Annotated in this window: 15 protein-coding genes; 6 read left to right on the forward strand and 9 right to left on the reverse strand. The window is 61.7% G+C overall.

Annotated elements, in window-relative coordinates; all coding sequences use genetic code 11:
• Positions 1–3 precede the first annotated feature (3 nt).
• Positions 4–2619: an aconitate hydratase AcnA gene (gene acnA, locus N434_RS14825; RefSeq protein WP_110758959.1), complete on the forward strand. Its 2616-nt coding sequence runs from the start codon at positions 4–6 to the stop codon at positions 2617–2619.
• A 74-nt stretch (positions 2620–2693) separates the two neighbouring features.
• Here acnA and N434_RS14830 read toward each other — a convergent pair whose 3' ends face one another.
• The gene (locus N434_RS14830; RefSeq protein WP_110758961.1) at positions 2694–3440 is read right to left on the reverse strand and encodes a F0F1 ATP synthase subunit A; all 747 of its coding nucleotides are present in this window, start codon (positions 3438–3440) and stop codon (positions 2694–2696) included.
• 335 nt (positions 3441–3775) lie between these two features.
• Between N434_RS14830 and N434_RS14835 the strand changes: the two genes are divergently transcribed.
• Positions 3776–4417, forward strand: a complete 642-nt coding sequence (locus N434_RS14835) for a TetR/AcrR family transcriptional regulator (protein WP_181423988.1) — start codon at positions 3776–3778, stop codon at positions 4415–4417.
• The gene (locus tag N434_RS14840; protein ID WP_110758963.1) at positions 4410–4775 is read left to right on the forward strand and encodes a DoxX family protein; all 366 of its coding nucleotides are present in this window, start codon (positions 4410–4412) and stop codon (positions 4773–4775) included. The genes N434_RS14835 and N434_RS14840 overlap by 8 nt, the downstream gene beginning before the upstream one ends.
• Positions 4776–4911: 136 nt before the next feature.
• Here N434_RS14840 and N434_RS14845 read toward each other — a convergent pair whose 3' ends face one another.
• The gene (locus tag N434_RS14845; protein WP_286172270.1) at positions 4912–5586 is read right to left on the reverse strand and encodes an alpha/beta hydrolase family protein; all 675 of its coding nucleotides are present in this window, start codon (positions 5584–5586) and stop codon (positions 4912–4914) included.
• Positions 5587–5664: 78 nt separating this feature from the next.
• Between N434_RS14845 and N434_RS14850 the strand changes: the two genes are divergently transcribed.
• A complete protein-coding gene (locus N434_RS14850) occupies positions 5665–6258 on the forward strand; it encodes a TetR/AcrR family transcriptional regulator (protein WP_110758965.1) in 594 nt (197 codons plus the stop codon).
• A gap of 109 nt (positions 6259–6367) precedes the next feature.
• Here the strand turns inward: N434_RS14850 and N434_RS14855 are convergent, their stop codons facing one another.
• From N434_RS14855 to N434_RS14875, 5 genes are all read right to left on the reverse strand, one after another.
• On the reverse strand, positions 6368–8059 hold the full coding sequence (locus N434_RS14855) for a flotillin family protein (RefSeq protein ID WP_110758967.1): 1692 nt from the start codon (positions 8057–8059) through the stop codon (positions 6368–6370).
• Between the two features lie 28 nt (positions 8060–8087).
• Positions 8088–8726, reverse strand: a complete 639-nt coding sequence (locus tag N434_RS14860) for an OB-fold-containig protein (protein WP_110758969.1) — start codon at positions 8724–8726, stop codon at positions 8088–8090.
• On the reverse strand, positions 8726–9838 hold the full coding sequence (locus N434_RS14865; protein WP_146227658.1) for a PspA/IM30 family protein: 1113 nt from the start codon (positions 9836–9838) through the stop codon (positions 8726–8728). The genes N434_RS14860 and N434_RS14865 overlap by 1 nt, the downstream gene beginning before the upstream one ends.
• A gap of 92 nt (positions 9839–9930) precedes the next feature.
• Positions 9931–11469: an FAD-dependent monooxygenase gene (locus tag N434_RS14870; RefSeq protein WP_110759171.1), complete on the reverse strand. Its 1539-nt coding sequence runs from the start codon at positions 11467–11469 to the stop codon at positions 9931–9933.
• Positions 11470–11725: 256 nt separating this feature from the next.
• Positions 11726–13543, reverse strand: coding sequence for a chloride channel protein (locus tag N434_RS14875; protein ID WP_110758972.1), 1818 nt, complete (start codon positions 13541–13543; stop codon positions 11726–11728).
• Positions 13544–13755: 212 nt separating this feature from the next.
• On the opposite strand from N434_RS14875, the gene N434_RS14880 reads away from it, so the two are divergent.
• The gene (locus N434_RS14880; protein WP_065116569.1) at positions 13756–14187 is read left to right on the forward strand and encodes a MarR family winged helix-turn-helix transcriptional regulator; all 432 of its coding nucleotides are present in this window, start codon (positions 13756–13758) and stop codon (positions 14185–14187) included.
• 32 nt (positions 14188–14219) lie between these two features.
• On the opposite strand, the gene N434_RS14885 is transcribed toward N434_RS14880, so the two are convergent.
• On the reverse strand, positions 14220–15068 hold the full coding sequence (locus N434_RS14885) for a LysR family transcriptional regulator (protein ID WP_065116568.1): 849 nt from the start codon (positions 15066–15068) through the stop codon (positions 14220–14222).
• A gap of 133 nt (positions 15069–15201) precedes the next feature.
• Between N434_RS14885 and N434_RS14890 the strand changes: the two genes are divergently transcribed.
• Positions 15202–16722 (forward strand): MFS transporter, encoded by a 1521-nt coding sequence (locus N434_RS14890; protein ID WP_110758974.1) that lies wholly within the window; start codon positions 15202–15204, stop codon positions 16720–16722.
• An 80-nt stretch (positions 16723–16802) separates the two neighbouring features.
• On the opposite strand, the gene N434_RS14895 is transcribed toward N434_RS14890, so the two are convergent.
• Positions 16803–17087, reverse strand: coding sequence for a copper-binding protein (locus N434_RS14895; RefSeq protein WP_065116661.1), 285 nt, complete (start codon positions 17085–17087; stop codon positions 16803–16805).
• Positions 17088–17097: the final 10 nt, after the last annotated feature.

Genomic DNA, 17097 nt, shown 5'->3' on the forward strand with positions numbered 1-17097 from the left:
AGCATGCGTACCAAACTCGATATAAACGGCCTCAGTTACGACATTATCGATCTTCCCGCGGAGGCGGGAAGCTGCCTGGCGCGCATGCCCTATGTTCATCGCATATTGCTGGAAAACGTTCTTCGCACTGGAGGAGACGATGCGGCCCGCGCGAAAGCCGCGATGATCGACTGGCTTGAAACTGGTAGCAGCGAGGTTGAAATTCCGTTTCTGCCGAACCGGGTCCTGATGCATGACACGACCTGCGGCCCGGCTCTGGTCGATATTGCCGGAATGCGCTCGGCGCTTGCGGAAGCGGGGGGCGATCCGGCCCTTCTCAATCCGGTCGTCCCGGTGGATGTGTCGACCGACCATTCCGTCGCGGTGGATGTCTTTGCCACTTCATCCGCTCTTCTTCGCAATATGGAGCGCGAATATGAGCGGAATGCGGAACGATATAGTTTCATGAAATGGGCAACGAATACGCTTGCCGATTTCCGGACCCATCCTCCCGGCACTGGCATCATGCATACGCTCAACCTTGAACGGCTGGCGACTGTTGTGACCGCGCAGTGCCGAGACGGGACATTATGGGCCATGCCGGACACGTTGATCGGTACGGACAGCCATACGCCGATGATCAATGGCATCGGGGTGCTTGCCTGGGGTGTCGGCGGGCTGGAGGCTGAAAGCGTCTTTTTCGGCATGCCCGTCGCCCTCCGTGTGCCGGATGTCGTCGGGGTCCGGCTGACGGGAGCGCTGAAAGAGGGTGTGCTTGCCACGGACCTCGCGCTCGTCGTCACGCATCTGCTGCGCCAGATCGATCTGCAGGATAAATATGTGGAATTTTACGGGCCGGGTGTTTCCGGCCTGACGGCGGGCGACCGCGCGGTCATCGCCAACATGACTCCGGAATTCGGAGCGAATAGCGGTTATTTTCCGATTGACCGCCAGTCGGTCGATTATCTGCTCAAGACCGGGCGAACGCCGGATCATGCCGCCTTGGTGGAGGCCTATGCCAGACGTGTTGGAATATGGTTCGATCCCGACGCCAATCCCCGCTATACCGCGACCCTCGATCTTGATCTCTCCAGTGTCGAGCCAAGCCTTGCCGGGCCACGCCGCCCCCAGGACAGGATTTCCGTGAGTGCAACGCGCAAGGCGATTGCCGCGATGAGGAAAAAAGGCGCGCTTTCTCTTGAAGGTGAGCCGAACGACGGGGCTGTCGCAATCGCCGCGATAACCAGCTGCACCAACACATCCGATCCCCGGCTCCTGATCGCCGCCGGGCTTCTGGCGCGCAAAGCCAACGCCCATGGCCTGCGTCCGCCGCATTGGGTCAAGACCTCCACCGCTCCCGGATCACCGACCGCGGAGCATTATCTTGCCCGCGCCGGGCTGCTGGCCGATCTGGAGGCTGTCGGCTTCGGCATCGTCGGTTACGGCTGCACGACCTGCATCGGCAATTCCGGTCCGCTCACCAGCCCGGTTGCGAAGGCGATGGCGGAGCGGGACATTCTTCCCGTCGCGGTTCTTTCCGGCAACCGCAATTTCCCCGGCCGGGTTCATCCCCAGCTGGAAGCCGGGTTTCTGGCCTCACCACCCATGGTCGTGGCCTTCGCGCTGGCCGGTACGGTCGAGCTCGATATCATGAATGATCCTCTCGGCATCGCAGAAGACGGTACGCCCGTCACGCTTCCGATGATCTGGCCGACCGCTGCCGAGATCGATGCGGCCGTGGAGAGGGCGTCGCGGATCGCGGATTTCGCCCCCGCCTATGATGCCGCCGAGGCAAGCAAAGCCTGGAAGGAGCTTCCCGCGCCCACAACGACGCTTTTTCCCTGGGATGAAAAGTCGACCTATATCCGGCGGCCACCTTTCGCCGGCTTCGGCAATGGGACGAGGCTTGGCGCCTATGACGCCCATCCGATCCTCGCGCTTGGCGACGATATTACGACCGACCATATCTCGCCCGCCGGTGCCATTCCCGCAGCGGGCGATGCGGGGCGCTACCTCATCGGGCACGGTGAAAATCCGCTTGATCTAAATGTCTTTTCTTCACGGCGCGGCAATTGGGAGGTCATGATACGCGGCCTCTTCACCAACAAGACGGTGCGCAATCTTCTGGAGGCCGGCATTCCCGCCGGCTCGACCATCCATGCCGGAACGGGCGACATGCTTTCTCTCTGGGATGCGGCGCAGCGATACGAAGCCGAAGGCAGATCGGTCGTTGTCGTGGCGGGAGAGCGTTACGGAATGGGCTCCTCCCGCGACTGGGCGGCCAAGGGCGTTGCGCTTCTGGGTGTTCGGTCGGTGCTGGCGACGAGTTTTGAGCGCATTCACCGCTGGAACCTGATCGGCATGGGTGTCCTGCCGCTTCGGCTTCCGGAAGGGCTGGACCCCGTGCAGCTCAGGCTGACCGCTCGCGACATGATCAGTGTCGATGCCGATGCCCTGTCGATTGCGCCCCGCTGTGCGGTACCCGTAACGATCACGCGGCCCGACCGGGCTTCGATTTCCTTCGAGGCGTCTGCGGCGATCGAAACGAGGGCGGAGATCGCCATTTTGCGTGCCGGCGGGGTTTTGCCTCTGATCCTTGAACGTTTGCACCGGCCTTCCGGGGAGCGTCAGCGCGCCTGATGTCCCTTTTTCGGGCAAGGGGCATCAGGCATGGCGGTAGATATTCCATTCGAAACCGGATTGCGGGCGGCGTGTCAGTGTCCCGGATGCAGGGCGTCGTTGAGATACATGCAGGTCAGCATGGTGAACACGTAGGCCTGAATGGCGGCCATCAGAAATTCCAGTGCGGTGATCGCCACCGTCATGAAGAGCGGCGCGATGGCGCCGATCACGCCGAGGGCATTGACGCTGGCAAGCGAGACGACAAAACCTGCAAAGACCTTCAGGGTGATATGACCGGCGAGCATCACCGCAAACAGGCGAACGGAGTGGCTGACCGGGCGCGACATGTAGGAGATGATTTCAATCGGCACGATGATGGGCGCCAGAATTGCCGGGATGCCGGCGGGTTTGAACAGGCCGAAAAATCCGATGCCGTGCTTGAACAGGCCGTAGAGCGTGACCGTGCCAAACACCATCATGGCCAGGCCGAATGTGACGATGATCTGGCTGGTTACGGTGAAGGCATAGGGAAACATGCCGATCACGTTTGCGACCAGGATGAACATGAAAAGCGAGAATACGAAGGGGAAGAACCGCATCCCCTGTTCACCGGCATTGTCCCGCAATGTCCTGGCGACGAACTGGTAAAGCAGTTCAGCGCCTGATTGCCAGCGGCCGGGCACGAGGCGGGCCTTGCCGGTTGCCAGAAGCAGGAATGAACTGGCCAGTGTGACGGTGAGGAACATGTATGCCGAGGCATTGGTGAAACTGAGGTCGATATCCCCGACTGTGATTTCAACGATAGGTCTGACTTCGAATTGCTCGATGGGGTCGGCCATGGAAGATCCTTCAGTAAATTTCGGCAATGACGGGGATGCGCCGGTATCCGGAGTCGCGGCTGCGCCGGACGCAGGAAGACCGTGCGTGTAATGGAAGGTCGGAAACAGGGAGGGCGTTCGGTAAATCGGTCATCCTGATCCCAAGATTGAGAGTCAGGGCCGTCCCCGGAACGTTTCAAGGCGCGGGTCGTCCCGCGCGAGGGCTTTCTAGCCAAATCGGGAGCGAGTGGCAATCGTTTTCGGGCAAATGCATCGGCGCGAACCGGCAAGTCGCAGACATCTTGCGTAAAATGGTACGGTATCATACCATACCATAAAGCGAACAGGAATCGGACATGACGGAAGACCATTTGCCAACGGCGCGCGGTGTGGCGCGGATACAGGCCCTGATGGATGCTGCCGCCAACCTCTTTCTCGATCAGGGATATGAGGCGGTATCGCTGGACACGCTCATCGCAAAGGCCGGTGGATCGCGCCGAAACATCTATGAGCATTTTGGCGGCAAGCAGGGGCTGTTCGTGGATGTCATCACACGGCTCTGCAACGAACAGGCTGCACCGCTTCGCCAGCTCGATGTCGGCAGCGGAGAAATCGGTCCGGCGCTTGTCATGTTTGGCGAGAGGCTGCTTGAGGTGGTGCTGCAGCCACGCACATTGGCATTGCAGCGCCTGATGATTGCCGAGGGGCAACGTTTTCCCGAGCTTGCGCAGGCAATCCTGCGTTCCGGTCATGATACGGGCGTTGAGATTCTTGCCGACTGGCTGCGTCTGCGCTTACCGGAATTGCGCGGAAATCTCCCGCCGGAAAAGCTTGCCGAGCAATTTATCGGGCTTGTTGTTACCGGTCCGCAGCTGCGTGCGCTCGTCGGGGCCATAAGCTTGCCGCTTCCGGCCGGCGAAGTCTCCCGTCTCGCGCATGACGCCGTTTCCACCTTCCTTCATGGCACTCAGCCCGCAATCAGGAGCCCTCATGCGTAACCTGCCCTGGAAATCCATCCTTGCCTGGCTTTTATCCGCCTTTTTCGTTCTCGGCGGGATCGGCAATATCTTCGCATCCGAAACGATCCTCGCCGATTACAGACGCTGGGGTTATCCCGACGGGTTCAACTATCTCACCGGAACTCTGGAATTCGCGGCGGCTCTTCTCATCGCATATCGGCCGACACGGCTGGCGGGTGCGGCGCTTGCCAGCGTGGTGATGGTTGCGGCAGCCGGTACCGTCCTGTCGAATGGGGAGTTCGGTCACGCCATCGCGCCGCTGGTGGTGTTGAGCGTTGCGCTGATCGTCGGCTTTCAGGCGCGCAAAACCGCCCGCGACGGATTGAATGGTGGCTGACTACTAAAACCGCGACCCGGTGGGCATCTCCTCCAGCCCTAATATTGCTGGCCATGCCGCTGCGGCACGTTCCGACATGACCTCGATATGGCGCAGGGACGTAAGGCCGAATTCTTCCGGCCGCAGGGTTCTGCGGCTAAGGCTTCCCGGCGGAAAAGCGTCGGCATAACGCCAGACGGCGGCAGGCGGAACCACGACATCGTCCGCCATCGTCATCATGCGCAGATCGAAACGGGCGGCGCCATTGCCAGTAAATTCCGGCGGGCAGATCCGCGCCCAGAAGCAGCCTGCGTCCGGGCAGATAGCCCGTCAGGGCGGTGGCGAGCGGGCCCAGCAGATACCAGAACGCGATCACCGCCGGTCGATAACTCCACGGGTGGTCGCTGACATGGGCGAAGCCGGAGCCGACGGTGATAACTCGTTCAAGCCGCTCGTCATGACGCCGAAAGGGAAATGTCAGTCCGCCGAGGGAATGGCCGAGCAGCCAGATCGGCCCGTGCGGCGCAATCTGGCGAAGTGCCGTTTCCGCCGCCATCTGGTCGGCAACTCCCCAGTCGGCCATCGTCGCCCGGCTCTCGCGCATCGGGCGCCGCCGCGATGCGCCGAAGTCGCGGTAATCATAGGTCAGGACGCCGATGCCCTGTCTTGCCGCCCATGTGGCGAAGGCACGATAATAGCGCGCGGGAACGCCGGTGGCACCGTGAAGGACAAGGTGAGCAGCTACAGGTCCCACAGGCGGAAAAAACCGCCCGGCAAGCATGTTCCCCTCCGAGGCGATACTGATTTCCCGGCTTTCTGCGATGTCAGTCATCCATACCTCGCTCCCTTTGGACCGATTGGTCTAATAACATTGCTGGACCGAACGGTCTACAGTGTTTAAAACATGGGGATGGATGAGAGCAAAAACCGCCATACCCTGATCAGGGCCACCTCCGCGCTGTTTCGGCGGCGCGGTTATGCGGGTGTTGGGCTGGCTGAGATACTTGCCGAAGCGGGCCTGCCGAAAGGCTCGCTCTATTATCATTTTCCCGGCGGCAAGGAGCAGCTCGCCGCCGAGGCGACACGGTGGGCGGGCCGGAAGATCGCCGAGTTGATCGATGCGAGTTTCAATGATGCGGAGAGCTTCGCCATCGGTTCGGTGGCGCTCTGCCGCGCAATAGCCCGCCTTTCGCAGGACAACGGCCGGATCATGGGTTGCCCCGTGCTCAGCATCATTCAGGCCGGGGATGAAAAGCCCGATTTGCGCCAGATCGGTGCGGATGTGCTCGGTGACTGGCTGGCCCGGATCGCTGCCCAGGCACGGCGGTTCGGAAGTCAGCACCCGGAGGCCGATGCCGAGAGACTGGTAATCGGGCTTCAGGGCGCATGGGTTATTTCGCTGGCGCGTCAGAACATGACCGCGTTCGATACGCTGGAGCACAGCCTGCGGCAGTCTCTCCAGGCCTGTTTCCGCGAATGGCGGGACCCGACTGCGGGGCTGTAATCCTGTGTGTGGTAGGTAAGGTCTCTCAAAACAAGCCTGGAACAAAAAGCGCGGCCACCGCCAGGGTGACCGCGCTTGGTGTCATTGCCGGAAGGAATGCCGGGCTTCCTTACGTTTCCTTCGCTGGTTGCCTTTCCGGCGTTGGGCGATCCGTGGCATTCGTAATCGATGCCGCGAGCAGGGCCTGTGTCGGGTCGGCGCCCTTGAAGCCGGCCTGTGCGAGGATTTCATCGAGAACCGGCTTCTGCGCGGTGAAGCTCAGCAGCTGGCTTGAAAGGTCGCCCAGGCCATTGCCACTTTGCCCGTCGCTACCGCCACCGAGCGCGCCGGCCAGATTTCCGGCGCTGAAGATGCGGATGTCGGAAATTTTCTCGATCGGCTTCATCGCTTCGGCCAGCGCCTCGGGGATGATGGCGATCCTTGCGCGGGCAAGTTCGAATTCGATGATGTCGCCGGAAAGCGCATTGCGTGCATCGTTTTTCGCACGCTCCGCCTGCGCCTCGGCATCACCGAGCGCGATGACGCCTTCGGCGCGGATTTTGGCGGCCTGCGCTTCGGCCTCGGCGCCGATCTTGGCGGCGGCGGCAAGATTTTCCGCAGCTTCGCGTTCGGCTTCCGCCTTCACGGTGATCGCCGTCGCTTCCTGTTCGGCCGCCTTGCGGGCGTCGATCACGGCAATGCGTTTGGCGCGTTCGGCGATTTCCACTTCGCGGGCGGTTGCCACCTGTTCTTCGGCGGTGATGGCGGCTGCCTTGGCTTCATCAGCCTTGGCACGCGCAGCCTGTTCCTGCTCCACCTTCTGGGCAACGGCGATCGCCGCTTCGATCCGGGCGGTTTCGGTGATCTTGCGGGCCTCCGCCTCGCGCTCGGCGATGCCGCGCTCCGCTTCGATGCGGGCGGTCTCGCGCGCCTGACGGGCTTCCGCGTCCCGCTCGGCAATGCCCCGTTCGGTATCGAGCTTTGCGGTCTCCTCGTTCAGACGGGCCGCCTGTTCGGCGCGTGCCGCCTCTGCCCGGGTTTCCGCTGTTTTGTTGGCGATATCGCGTTCCTGCGTCAGTTCCGCATCGCGCTGTTCGCGCTCGATGGTCAGGCGGCGCAGCACGGCTTCGCGGTCCTTGGTGGCGATTTCGACTTCGTTGTCGCGGACGATCTGGTTGCGCTCGCGTTTGCGCTCCTCGGTGATCCGCGTCAGCGCCGTCAGGCCCTCCGCATCGAAGGTGTTGTTGGGGTTGAAATGCTTGATGTCGGTCTGGTCGAGCCGTGTCAGCGACACCGATTCCAGCTCCAGACCGTTGGACTGCAGGTCGTGGGCGACGGCCGCCTGCACGGATTTGACGAATTCGGCGCGCTGTTCCTGCAGGTCGCGCAGCGACATGGTCGCGGCAACCGAGCGCAGGCCGTCGACGAACTTCGCCTCGACCAGGGATTTCAGCGCATCGGCATCATTTGTCCGGTCGCCAAGCGTCTGGGCGGCGAGCGCGATATTTTCGGCGTCAGGTTTTACGCGCACATAAAATTCGGCGGTGATATCGGCGCGCATGCGATCCTTGGTGATCAGCGATTCATGTTCGGATCTCTTCACTTCCAGCCGCAACGTGCTGAGCGAGACCCAGGAATAGGAGTGGAAGATCGGCAGAATGATTGCGCCGCCGTCGAGTACGACTTTTTTGCCGCCAAGGCCGGTTCTGACATAGGCCTTGTCGCGCGTCGAGCGCGTATAAAGCGATGTCATGATGATGCCGATGACGACGATCGCCGTGACGATGGCACCGGCAATCAGGCTCAAAGAAAAGAAGTCCATGGTGAATTAACCCCTGTTGTGCCTGCTATTATGAATTTTTCAGATCCGGCGGTGCGGGGATGGCCTGGAAAAGCCCATCCGCCCCATCGACGATCAATACCTGCGCACCCGTATCGATCGTGTGACCGGATGCGGCCTGCGCGCGCAGGAAGTGAATATTGTCATGCCGGTCCTTGACCCGCACGGTGCCGGGCTTGCCCTGGTCAAGCGGCCCGATGGTGACGACGCCTGTGAGCCCCAGAAAGTCGGCCTGCTCAAGCGCGTTGGTCTCATCGCGTGGAATGACCTTTGCAACAGCAAGGCTGAGCGACCGCGTGGCCGGAATGGCCGCAGCAACCGCGCCGGTCATGGCCAGAGGGAGCGGCAAGGGTCCGAGAAGCACCGTGGAAGCGACCCCTTGAATGAAGAAACCGGTAACGGCAAAAACCGAAAGCAGAATGACCGCGAGAACAAGCAGCGGCACGCCGCCGGCGTTGAGCCACGACATCCAGCTTCCCAGCAACCCCGCTTCGGTATCGCCTGGCGCATGGTAGCTGAAACTGTCGTCCAGCAGCCCGGAGGCCGATACGCCGAGCAGGACCGAGACGAGTTCGACAATGCCGAGGCCAGCGACCGTCAAGAGGGCGATCCAGAAGGGCGCGGTGCCTGGCTGGACAATGCCCTCCATCAGCGTTGTCCCTCCCGGAAAGCCTTGAGCCGCGCTTCGATGGCGCTCTGTCGCTGCATGCGGCCCAGCTCCTCCACCTCGGCTGCGCCGGTATTGGGCTTGGCCGGTGTGCCGGTCACCCTTTCGATCGCTTCCAGCGCCTCGGCCAGGCGGCGGTCATTGCGCTGGGACGGGGTGGCGTCCACGCTGGCAGGTGCGGCGCGTTCGGCACGCTTGGCATCTTCGAGCCGCTTTTGCGCATCCGCCTTTGCAGAGGCGATGCTGCGCAAGGTGGTTTCCGCCTCGGCAATTTCGGCGGCATTCTCGAGGATTGCCTTGTTCAGCGCTTCGCGCTGCGCCTCCAGATCGATCTGCAGCCCGGTTGCGGCCCGGGCCAGATCTTCGCGGCCGTTTTCAAGCCCGATCCTGATCTTGTCGTCGAGGTCGCTGATTTCCTCATCGAGATCGGCGGCCTTGGATTTGAGGCGATGGCCGGCGGCAACCGCCACGCCCAGGGCCGTTCGCGCTTCCTCGGCGATTTTGGCAATTTCCCGCACGGCCTGTTGTGCAACGGCGACCGGATTGGACGCCTCGGCCGCGTCGACGGCGTTGTTCATGACACCGGCGATGACACGCCCGAGCCGCCCGAGAATACCTTCATTGTTCATCGAAGCCTCCCTGTTCGGTTGGAAGCCGGTTTTTATGCCGGCATGGATGCTGATGGTCTCGCCCTCGAAAACGAGACGCGCTTCTGAAAAGTCATTCCAGCCGTTGTGATAACCACGAACGGTGTAGGGCACGACGACGCGGCCCGAGAGGGTGGCGATGCTGAGGCTGTCAGGCCCCTTGACCGAAAACAGCTTGCTGTCGAGCGGGATGTCGCGCACCTGCTCCTGCGGATCACGCTGGCTATGGTCGCGCAAAGCCAGCGTCACCATGCGGGATGGGAGGCCTGTCTTGACCCTTATCTCCTCGTAAGCCGCGGCATGCAGCGCCACGAGGTTGGCGCCTTCGGTCTGATCGAGGATTGCCATCGCACGTCGATAGGCAAGCAGCGTTTCTTCGAGGGAAGATCGGTCTTCCCGTGAAAGATTGAGTGCTAGAACGACGTTGGACAGAAGTTTCGTGCTCATGTGAAATACATAAAGCACTCCATTGGTGCTTTCAAGGGGCGATGCCAGTTTTTTCAACCCTGCATAAGCTGATTTCCCGCTTCAGATGTAGTTTATAATGTGCCGAACCACCGGCTAGCGGCTTCTGTAAGTTCCTCCTTGTCAGGAGTTGACCCCGTGGCCCAGGCGACGATGCCATCGGGACGCACGAGCACGGCGCGTAAGTAGAGGTGGTTGACGGCATTGCCCGCTACATAAGCAATCCGCCCGTTCCAACGGCCTGCAAGCGCCTCAAGCGATGCATCCGCGCCAAAGTCCAACAGCAGAGCTTTGCCTTCTCTCAGAAGTTCGCCGGTCTTCCTTCCATCGGTCAGTGCGAAATCCGGAACGCTGCGGCCGACAAGCGGGTGTTGGCCGCCAAGCTCATAGTGCAGGGAAACACCCCAGACACGCTCGGCGAAATATGTCGCGCCATCGCGGGTTTCGATGAGATCGCGGATGATGGCTTCCAGCGCTCTTGTGCTCCGGCTCGGGCGCATGAGAGCGACCTGCGCGCGTGACCAGTCGAGGACCTGTGCTCCCACCGGGTGCCGCTCGCCGGTATAGGTGTCCAGCAATCCGTCCGGGGCATCGCCGTGGATCGTCGCTGCAAGTTTCCAGCCAAGATTGAACGCATCGCTCAGCCCGAGATTAAGCCCCTGTCCGCCAAGCGGAGAGTGTATGTGCGCGGCATCGCCCGCTAGCAATATTCGGCCGTTGCGATAGGTTGTGGCCTGATAGGCGCGATCCGTCCATGTCGTTGCAAGGCTAAGGCCCGTTATCGTGATGTCGCTGCCGGAAACATGCCGCAGCACCGTCTGCACATGCTCCGGCGTTATCGGCTGGGTTCGGTGAAACCGGCCGCCGTCGAAATCGACCATCGCGATGGTTCCGGGCTTTTGATAGGTGTACATGCCGGTCGATGTGTAGTGACGGCCCGGAGCGAGCTTTTCAGGGTCAGCCATTTCGACCTTAACGGAATAGCCGGTGAATTCCGGATCGGTACCGACGAAATCGAAGCCGCCCGCCTTGCGCACCGTGCTGCGGCCGCCATCGCAGCCAACAAGCCACCGCCCGTGAAATATCTGGCCACCCGCGTAAACGGTCACACCCACATCCGACTGTTCGAAACCATCAACGCCGGCGCCCCGTCTGATCTCGGCCCCCATGTCGGTTGCGCGTCTCTCCAGAACGGCTTCGATCTCCTCCATGCTGGAGGCCATGGTAACAGGCGTTGAATCCGGAAATCGGTAAGTCCATTTTGACGTATCGATATTATCGTGGAAGAACTGGATGCCGGCAAAGTGGCCGCCCGGGCGGCACTGCTGCTGCATCCAATGCGCAGTCAGGCCATGGTTGCCGTTTGGCTGTTCTTTCGTTGGCTGATTTTCGGTGATGTCTTCCAGCAGGCCACGGCGATGGAAACTTTCGATGGTGGGCACGGAAAGGCCGCGCATGCCGAAGGGGAGTGTCTTCAGCGGAGAGGAAGGGTCGGGGGCCTGCTCCAGCACCAGAACAGAAACCCTGGCCAAGCGTAGCTCACAGGCGAGAAAAAGGCCGACAGGACCAGCGCCGGCAATCACGACATCGTAAATCTGAGGGGTATTTGACATGAAATGCTCCTTGGTCGTTCGACCGGAGCAGCTCATCGTTTTGAGAACCACACGGACGAACAATTTGACGCATGGATAGCGTCGTTGTTCGTCGTGGGACTCATGCGCGCGGCATGGACAGAGCTTTCGTTTCCGAAAGGACTTGGGCTAGACCACACCAAGTCGTGCCTTTTCGACATTTGTTCTATAAAGCCGGAGCGGCCGGTCGGCAAGGCGGATGCTTGCTTTCCGGCCATGGCTGTTCAGATGAGCCTTATCAGTCTGCTCTTGCGGGGCCGGTTTTGCGTGGTCCGAGATAGGGCTTGCGCTCGTTCTCCAGCGTATTGGCCGCATGGCGAAGCCGCAGCAGATCCTTGCGGGCCACGAGACCTACAAGGCGACCGGTTTCCGCATCAACGACAGGGATGCGGCCCGTGTCGGTCGCAAGCATCAAATCCGCGACATAACCGATGGTATCTTCAGGATGCGCCACGGGAGCCGAGGTGTCGGAAACGCGCTCGTCGAGGCTCTGATCGGCAAGCGCCGGGTTCTGCTGCCATTGCAGCGCATCGCCGCGTGAAACGATGCCTTTCAGCACGCCTTGTTGATCGACAACAGGATAAATCCGATGCGTGTTTTCGGTGGTTGCGAAGAAAGCCGAGGCATCGCCGACGCGCATATCCGCCGGCAACGTATCGACCGTATCGATCATGATGTCGCGGGCGCGGGTATATTCGAAGGGGTCGATGCCGTATTCGCGGGTGATATGCTGGCCGCGGCGCGCGATCTTTTCCGTCAGGATCGAGCGGCGTAGCAGAAGCACCGTTACCGCATAGGCGGAAATGGTGGCGGCGAGCAGTGGCAGGAGGGTTGAGACGTCTCCGGTCAGTTCAACCGCAAAGAAGGTGCCGGTGAGCGGCGCACGCATTGTCCCGCCCATCATCGCTGCCATACCCAGAAGCGCCCAGAAACCGGGGTCGCCGGGCAGCGCCAGACCGACCAGCCAGCCAAGTGCGCCGCCAAGGATGAGGAGGGGGGCAAGCACACCGCCCGATGTGCCTGACGAAAGCGATATGAGCCAGATGGCGGACTTGACCAGCAATATTGTCAGGACCGCCTGCGGCAGCAGCCGGCCGTTCAGAAGGCCGTCGATAATGTCGTAACCGACCCCAAGCGCGCGCGGCTCGATCAGGCCACCGAGGCCAACGGCAAGGCCGCCAATTGCCGGGCACCACATCCAGTGGATCGGCAGCGCCTCGAAGGCATCCTCGATCCGGTAGAGCAGGGTCGTCAGAAGGCCCGATTGCAGGCCGGCGATGATGCCCACCATGGCGCACAGGCCGATCCCCCACCATGGCAGGTCCATGTGGAATTGCCGGGGAAAGAGCGCGCCGGCTTCAAAAAGGAAAGGACGCCAGCACGCCGAAATGCAGGTGGCAAGGGCGACGGGAATAAAGCTTCTCGGTTTCCATTCGAACAAGAGCAGTTCGACGGCGAGTGTCAGGGCGGCGATCGGCGAGCCGAAGATGGCGGTCATCCCGGCTGCCGCGCCTGCGACGAGAAGGGTTTTGCGTTCGGCCGCGCTCAGGTGAAAACACTGGGCGAACAGCGATCCGATCGCGCCGCCGGTCATGATGATCGGCCCTTCCGCACCGAACGGCCCGCCGGTGCCGATGGAGATTGCCGAGGAGAGTGGCTTCAGGACGGCGACCTTCGGCGACATGCGACTGCCGCCGATGAGTATGGCTTCGATCGCTTCGGGAATGCCGTGGCCGCGGATTTTTTCCGATCCGAACCGGGCCATCAGGCCGATGACGAGGCCGCCAAGCACGGGGATTGCCACCATCCACAACGAACGCGGCGCTTCGGCGGGAGAGCTGGCTGCCATGCTCAGCTGTCCGAACCAGGCGAGATTGGTGACAAGCGCGATCAGGCTCACCAGCAGCTTTGCGGCGAAAGCGCCGCCGGTGCCGACGATCAGCGCCATGCCGATAAGGGCCAGAACGCGGCGGTCGGTCGTAAAATCGCCCGCTTCACGCCGGGCAAGGCCGCCCGTGAAATCGTGTAGCCGGCGGTGAGGCGTGGTTTTCGGCATGGCATTTTCCGTTGCTGTGATGTGGATGGCGGCGTCAATACATCGTAATACGATATAAATCAACACGGGTGTGGGGAAGTGGCGCGCCGATCAGCCGCTCCGCACTGGCGGAGAACGCCGTCCTGCGCTAAGCCGGACGTATGGCGCCGGGGAGATCTTTCCGCCTTGGGCGCCTTGAGCAGGATGAATCGCAGAGATCGGGAGTGTGGAAAATGCCAAAGGACAGGCTGAGCGATGCCGATTACGAGGCCCTTTCCAACCTGCGCTACACGCTGCGCCGCTTCATGGATTTCAGCACCTCTGCAGCGCAAGAGGAGGGGCTTCCGGCCCAGCAGCATCAGGCGTTGCTTGCCATCCGCGGGCATCGCGATGAAGAGGCGATGACCGTCGGCAGGCTTGCCGAACGGTTGCTGATCGCACCCCATTCGGCAACGGAACTGGTGGGCCGGCTGGTCACCGCCGACTATGTCACCCGGCACACTGACCCTGCCGACCGGCGGCGCCAGACGCTGGCGCTGACGGACAAGGCGCAGGCGGTTCTGGAACGGCTGACCGCCATTCATCTCACCGAAATCCGCGAGATGGCGCCACGTTTGATCGATATTCTCAAGACATTGGAAGAGGCGCGCGAGCCGCTGAAATAGGCGGCGCTATCCGCTGCTACCTGGAGGCCGTATCAGGGCCGATGTTCCCGGAATGCAGCGGCAAGCGTGCGCAACGCCTCGCGGGATCTGCTGTCGGTGAGGGTGGAGAACATCACGACCTCGGTGGAGGGCAGCGACGGCAGGCCGAAGCGCTGGCTGACCTCGACCGTGCCGGGCGGTGCAAGACGGCAGGAAAACGCGGAAATAGCGAGACCGGCGGAGACCGCCGCTGTAACCATCGACGAGGTGCCGCCAAGAAACACCTCCGTCCAGGCAATGGCGGCCGAATCCAGCGCGCGGGCGGCAATGTCGCGCACGCCGCAGGCGGGTGAAAGCGCTGCCAGCCGCAGGGGCTCGCCCTGCCGGTGTTCGAACTGCGGAGCGGCGTACCAGCCGAAATGCTCCGCCCCCAGCACCTCGCCGTCGCGCCGGTCGTCTTCACGCCGGATGATCGCGGCGTCGATTTCGCCACGGTCAAAGGCGTCCAGCAGCACGCGGGAATTGTCCATGCGCACTTCGATCGTCAGCCCCGGATCATGGGCATTAAGCCGCGCCAGAAGGGTTGGCACCTCCGGCCCCGCAACATGGGCGGCAATGCCAAGGCCGAAACGGCGGCGCGGGGATGAAAGGCCGGCAAGGGCGCGATCATGCGCGGCGAGGAATTCGCGGGCGGGCGCCAGAAACACCGCACCTTGCGCCGAAAGCCGCACGGACCGGGGCGTGCGCTCAAGCAGCCGCTGGCCCAGCCGGTCTTCCAGCCGCTTGAGCTTGACGCTGATGGCGCCCTGCGTGGTTCCCAGTGCTTCGGCAGCGCGGGTGAAGCTCTGCATATCGGCAATGGTGACAAAAGCCTCGACGGCATCCACATCCAGCGTGCGCATATCGGTAATTCCAATCTGTTGTCTCTGAAATAGCCAATCATCCAATTCAGTTATGGTCAAGCTTTGGCTAGTTTGCGTCCGGTTCCGCAGACCGGATTTCGCTTTTGCGATCCGACCCATGAAAGGCTGAAGAATGACCCTTGCCGTTACCGCACCCGCAGGCAGCAGAAGCGCGATGGCGCTCGCTGCCGTTTGTCTTTCCGCCCTGATGTTCGGACTGGAGATTTCCAGCGTCCCGGCAATCCTGCCGACACTCGAACAGGTGCTGCATGCGGATTTCCGGCAGCTTCAGTGGATCATGAACGCCTATACGATCGGCGTGACGGTGGTGTTGATGGCGACAGGCGCGCTGGCAGACCGCTTCGGCCGCAAGCGCGTCTTCATTGCCAGCATTGCCGCTTTTGCGCTTTCGTCACTTGCCTGCGGAATGACGGAAAATGTGGTGGTGCTGATTGCGGCGCGTTTCCTTCAGGGACTGAGCGGCGGTGCGATGCTGGTGTGCCAGATCGCCATCCTGTCGCACCAGTTCCGCACGGCCGGTGAGCGTGGCATGGCATTCGGCTGGTGGGGCATCGTCTCCGGCGTGGGGCTGGGCTTTGGCCCGATTATCGGCGGGGCCATCGTCGCGCTGTGGAGCTGGGAATGGGTGTTCCTCGTTCACGTGGCGCTCAGCGCCGGCACTTTGCTGCCTGCAGTGGGCGGCGTGCGGGAATCGCTTGATCCGGAAGCGACCCGCCTTGATCTTGCCGGCATCGCCACGCTGTCGCTGGCCGTGTTTCTCCTTGCGTTTTTCATTACGCAAGGCCCTGAACTCGGCTTTGCCAGTCAGGCGGCGTTATTGATCCTTGCTGGGTCCGTCGCAAGTTTCATTGCCTTTCTCATCGTGGAAAAGCTTACGCCAAGGCCGATGTTCGATTTTTCCGTGTTCCGCATCCGGCCGTTTTCCGGGGCCATCATCGGCTCGGCGGCAATGAACATCAGTTTCTGGCCCTTCATGATCTATCTGCCGATCTGGTTTCAGGCGGGTCTCGGTTATGACAGCGTCACCGCCGGTCTTGGCCTGCTTGCCTACACGCTGCCGGCGCTGGTGATGCCGCCGCTGGCGGAGCGCCTGTCCCTGCGTTATCAGCCACGCCTTGTCATACCGGCCGGGCTTTTCACCATCGGTCTCGGTTTCATGCTGATGAAACTGGGCAGCGGCATCGAAAATGCCAACTGGCTCACCATGCTGCCCGGCTGCATTCTTTCCGGCATCGGGCTTGGTTTGACCAATACGCCGGTCACCAACACGACCACGGGTGCGGTGCCGCCGGCGCGTTCCGGCATGGCGTCCGGCATCGACATGAGTGCGCGCATGATCTCGCTCGCCATCAATATTCCGGTCATGGGCTTCATTCTGGTGGAGGGCGTCCGCTCTTCGCTTCAGGCAAAGCTGCCGTCCGGCACGGATATGAACGCATTGCAGTTGCTCGCTGAAAAGGTTGCGGCGGGAACTGCCGGTTCGTCGGTGCAGGGCCTGTCGGAGGTGCTCGTCCATCAGGCGCTGGCGGATGGCTTCGGCCTGGTCATGCTTTATGCCGGTATCAGCGTCTGGCTGCTTTCCGCCATCAGCTTCGTGGTCTTCGGCCCGGTGCGAAAACCCGCCTGCGATTAATGTACCGCAGGCGAATGAGGCGCACCCCCACCGGTTTTGCCGATAGGGGTGCGCGCTGGTCCTAGGGGGGTCCGCCGCAGTTATTTCAGCTGCGTCACGGTCAGCTTGCCGTTCACCCGCTCGGCGACGAATTGCACTTTCGCGCCTTCCTGCAATTTCGCCAGCATGGCTTCGTCCTTGACGTCGAAGACCATGGTCATTGCCGGCATGTCCAGGTTTTTCAGTTCCTCATGGATAAGCGTGACCTTTTTAGCCTTGGTATCGAGTTTCTTCACCGTGCCGGCGGTGAATTCCTGCGCGAAGGCGCCGGCGGCAGAGGCGAGAAAGAGGGCTGCGGCGAGGGTGGTGTTGATGATTGTTTTCATGGATCGGTTT

The sequence above is a fragment of the Rhizobium sp. UGM030330-04 genome, assembly GCF_003208455.1.
Taxonomy (GTDB): domain Bacteria; phylum Pseudomonadota; class Alphaproteobacteria; order Rhizobiales; family Rhizobiaceae; genus Agrobacterium; species Agrobacterium rhizogenes_A.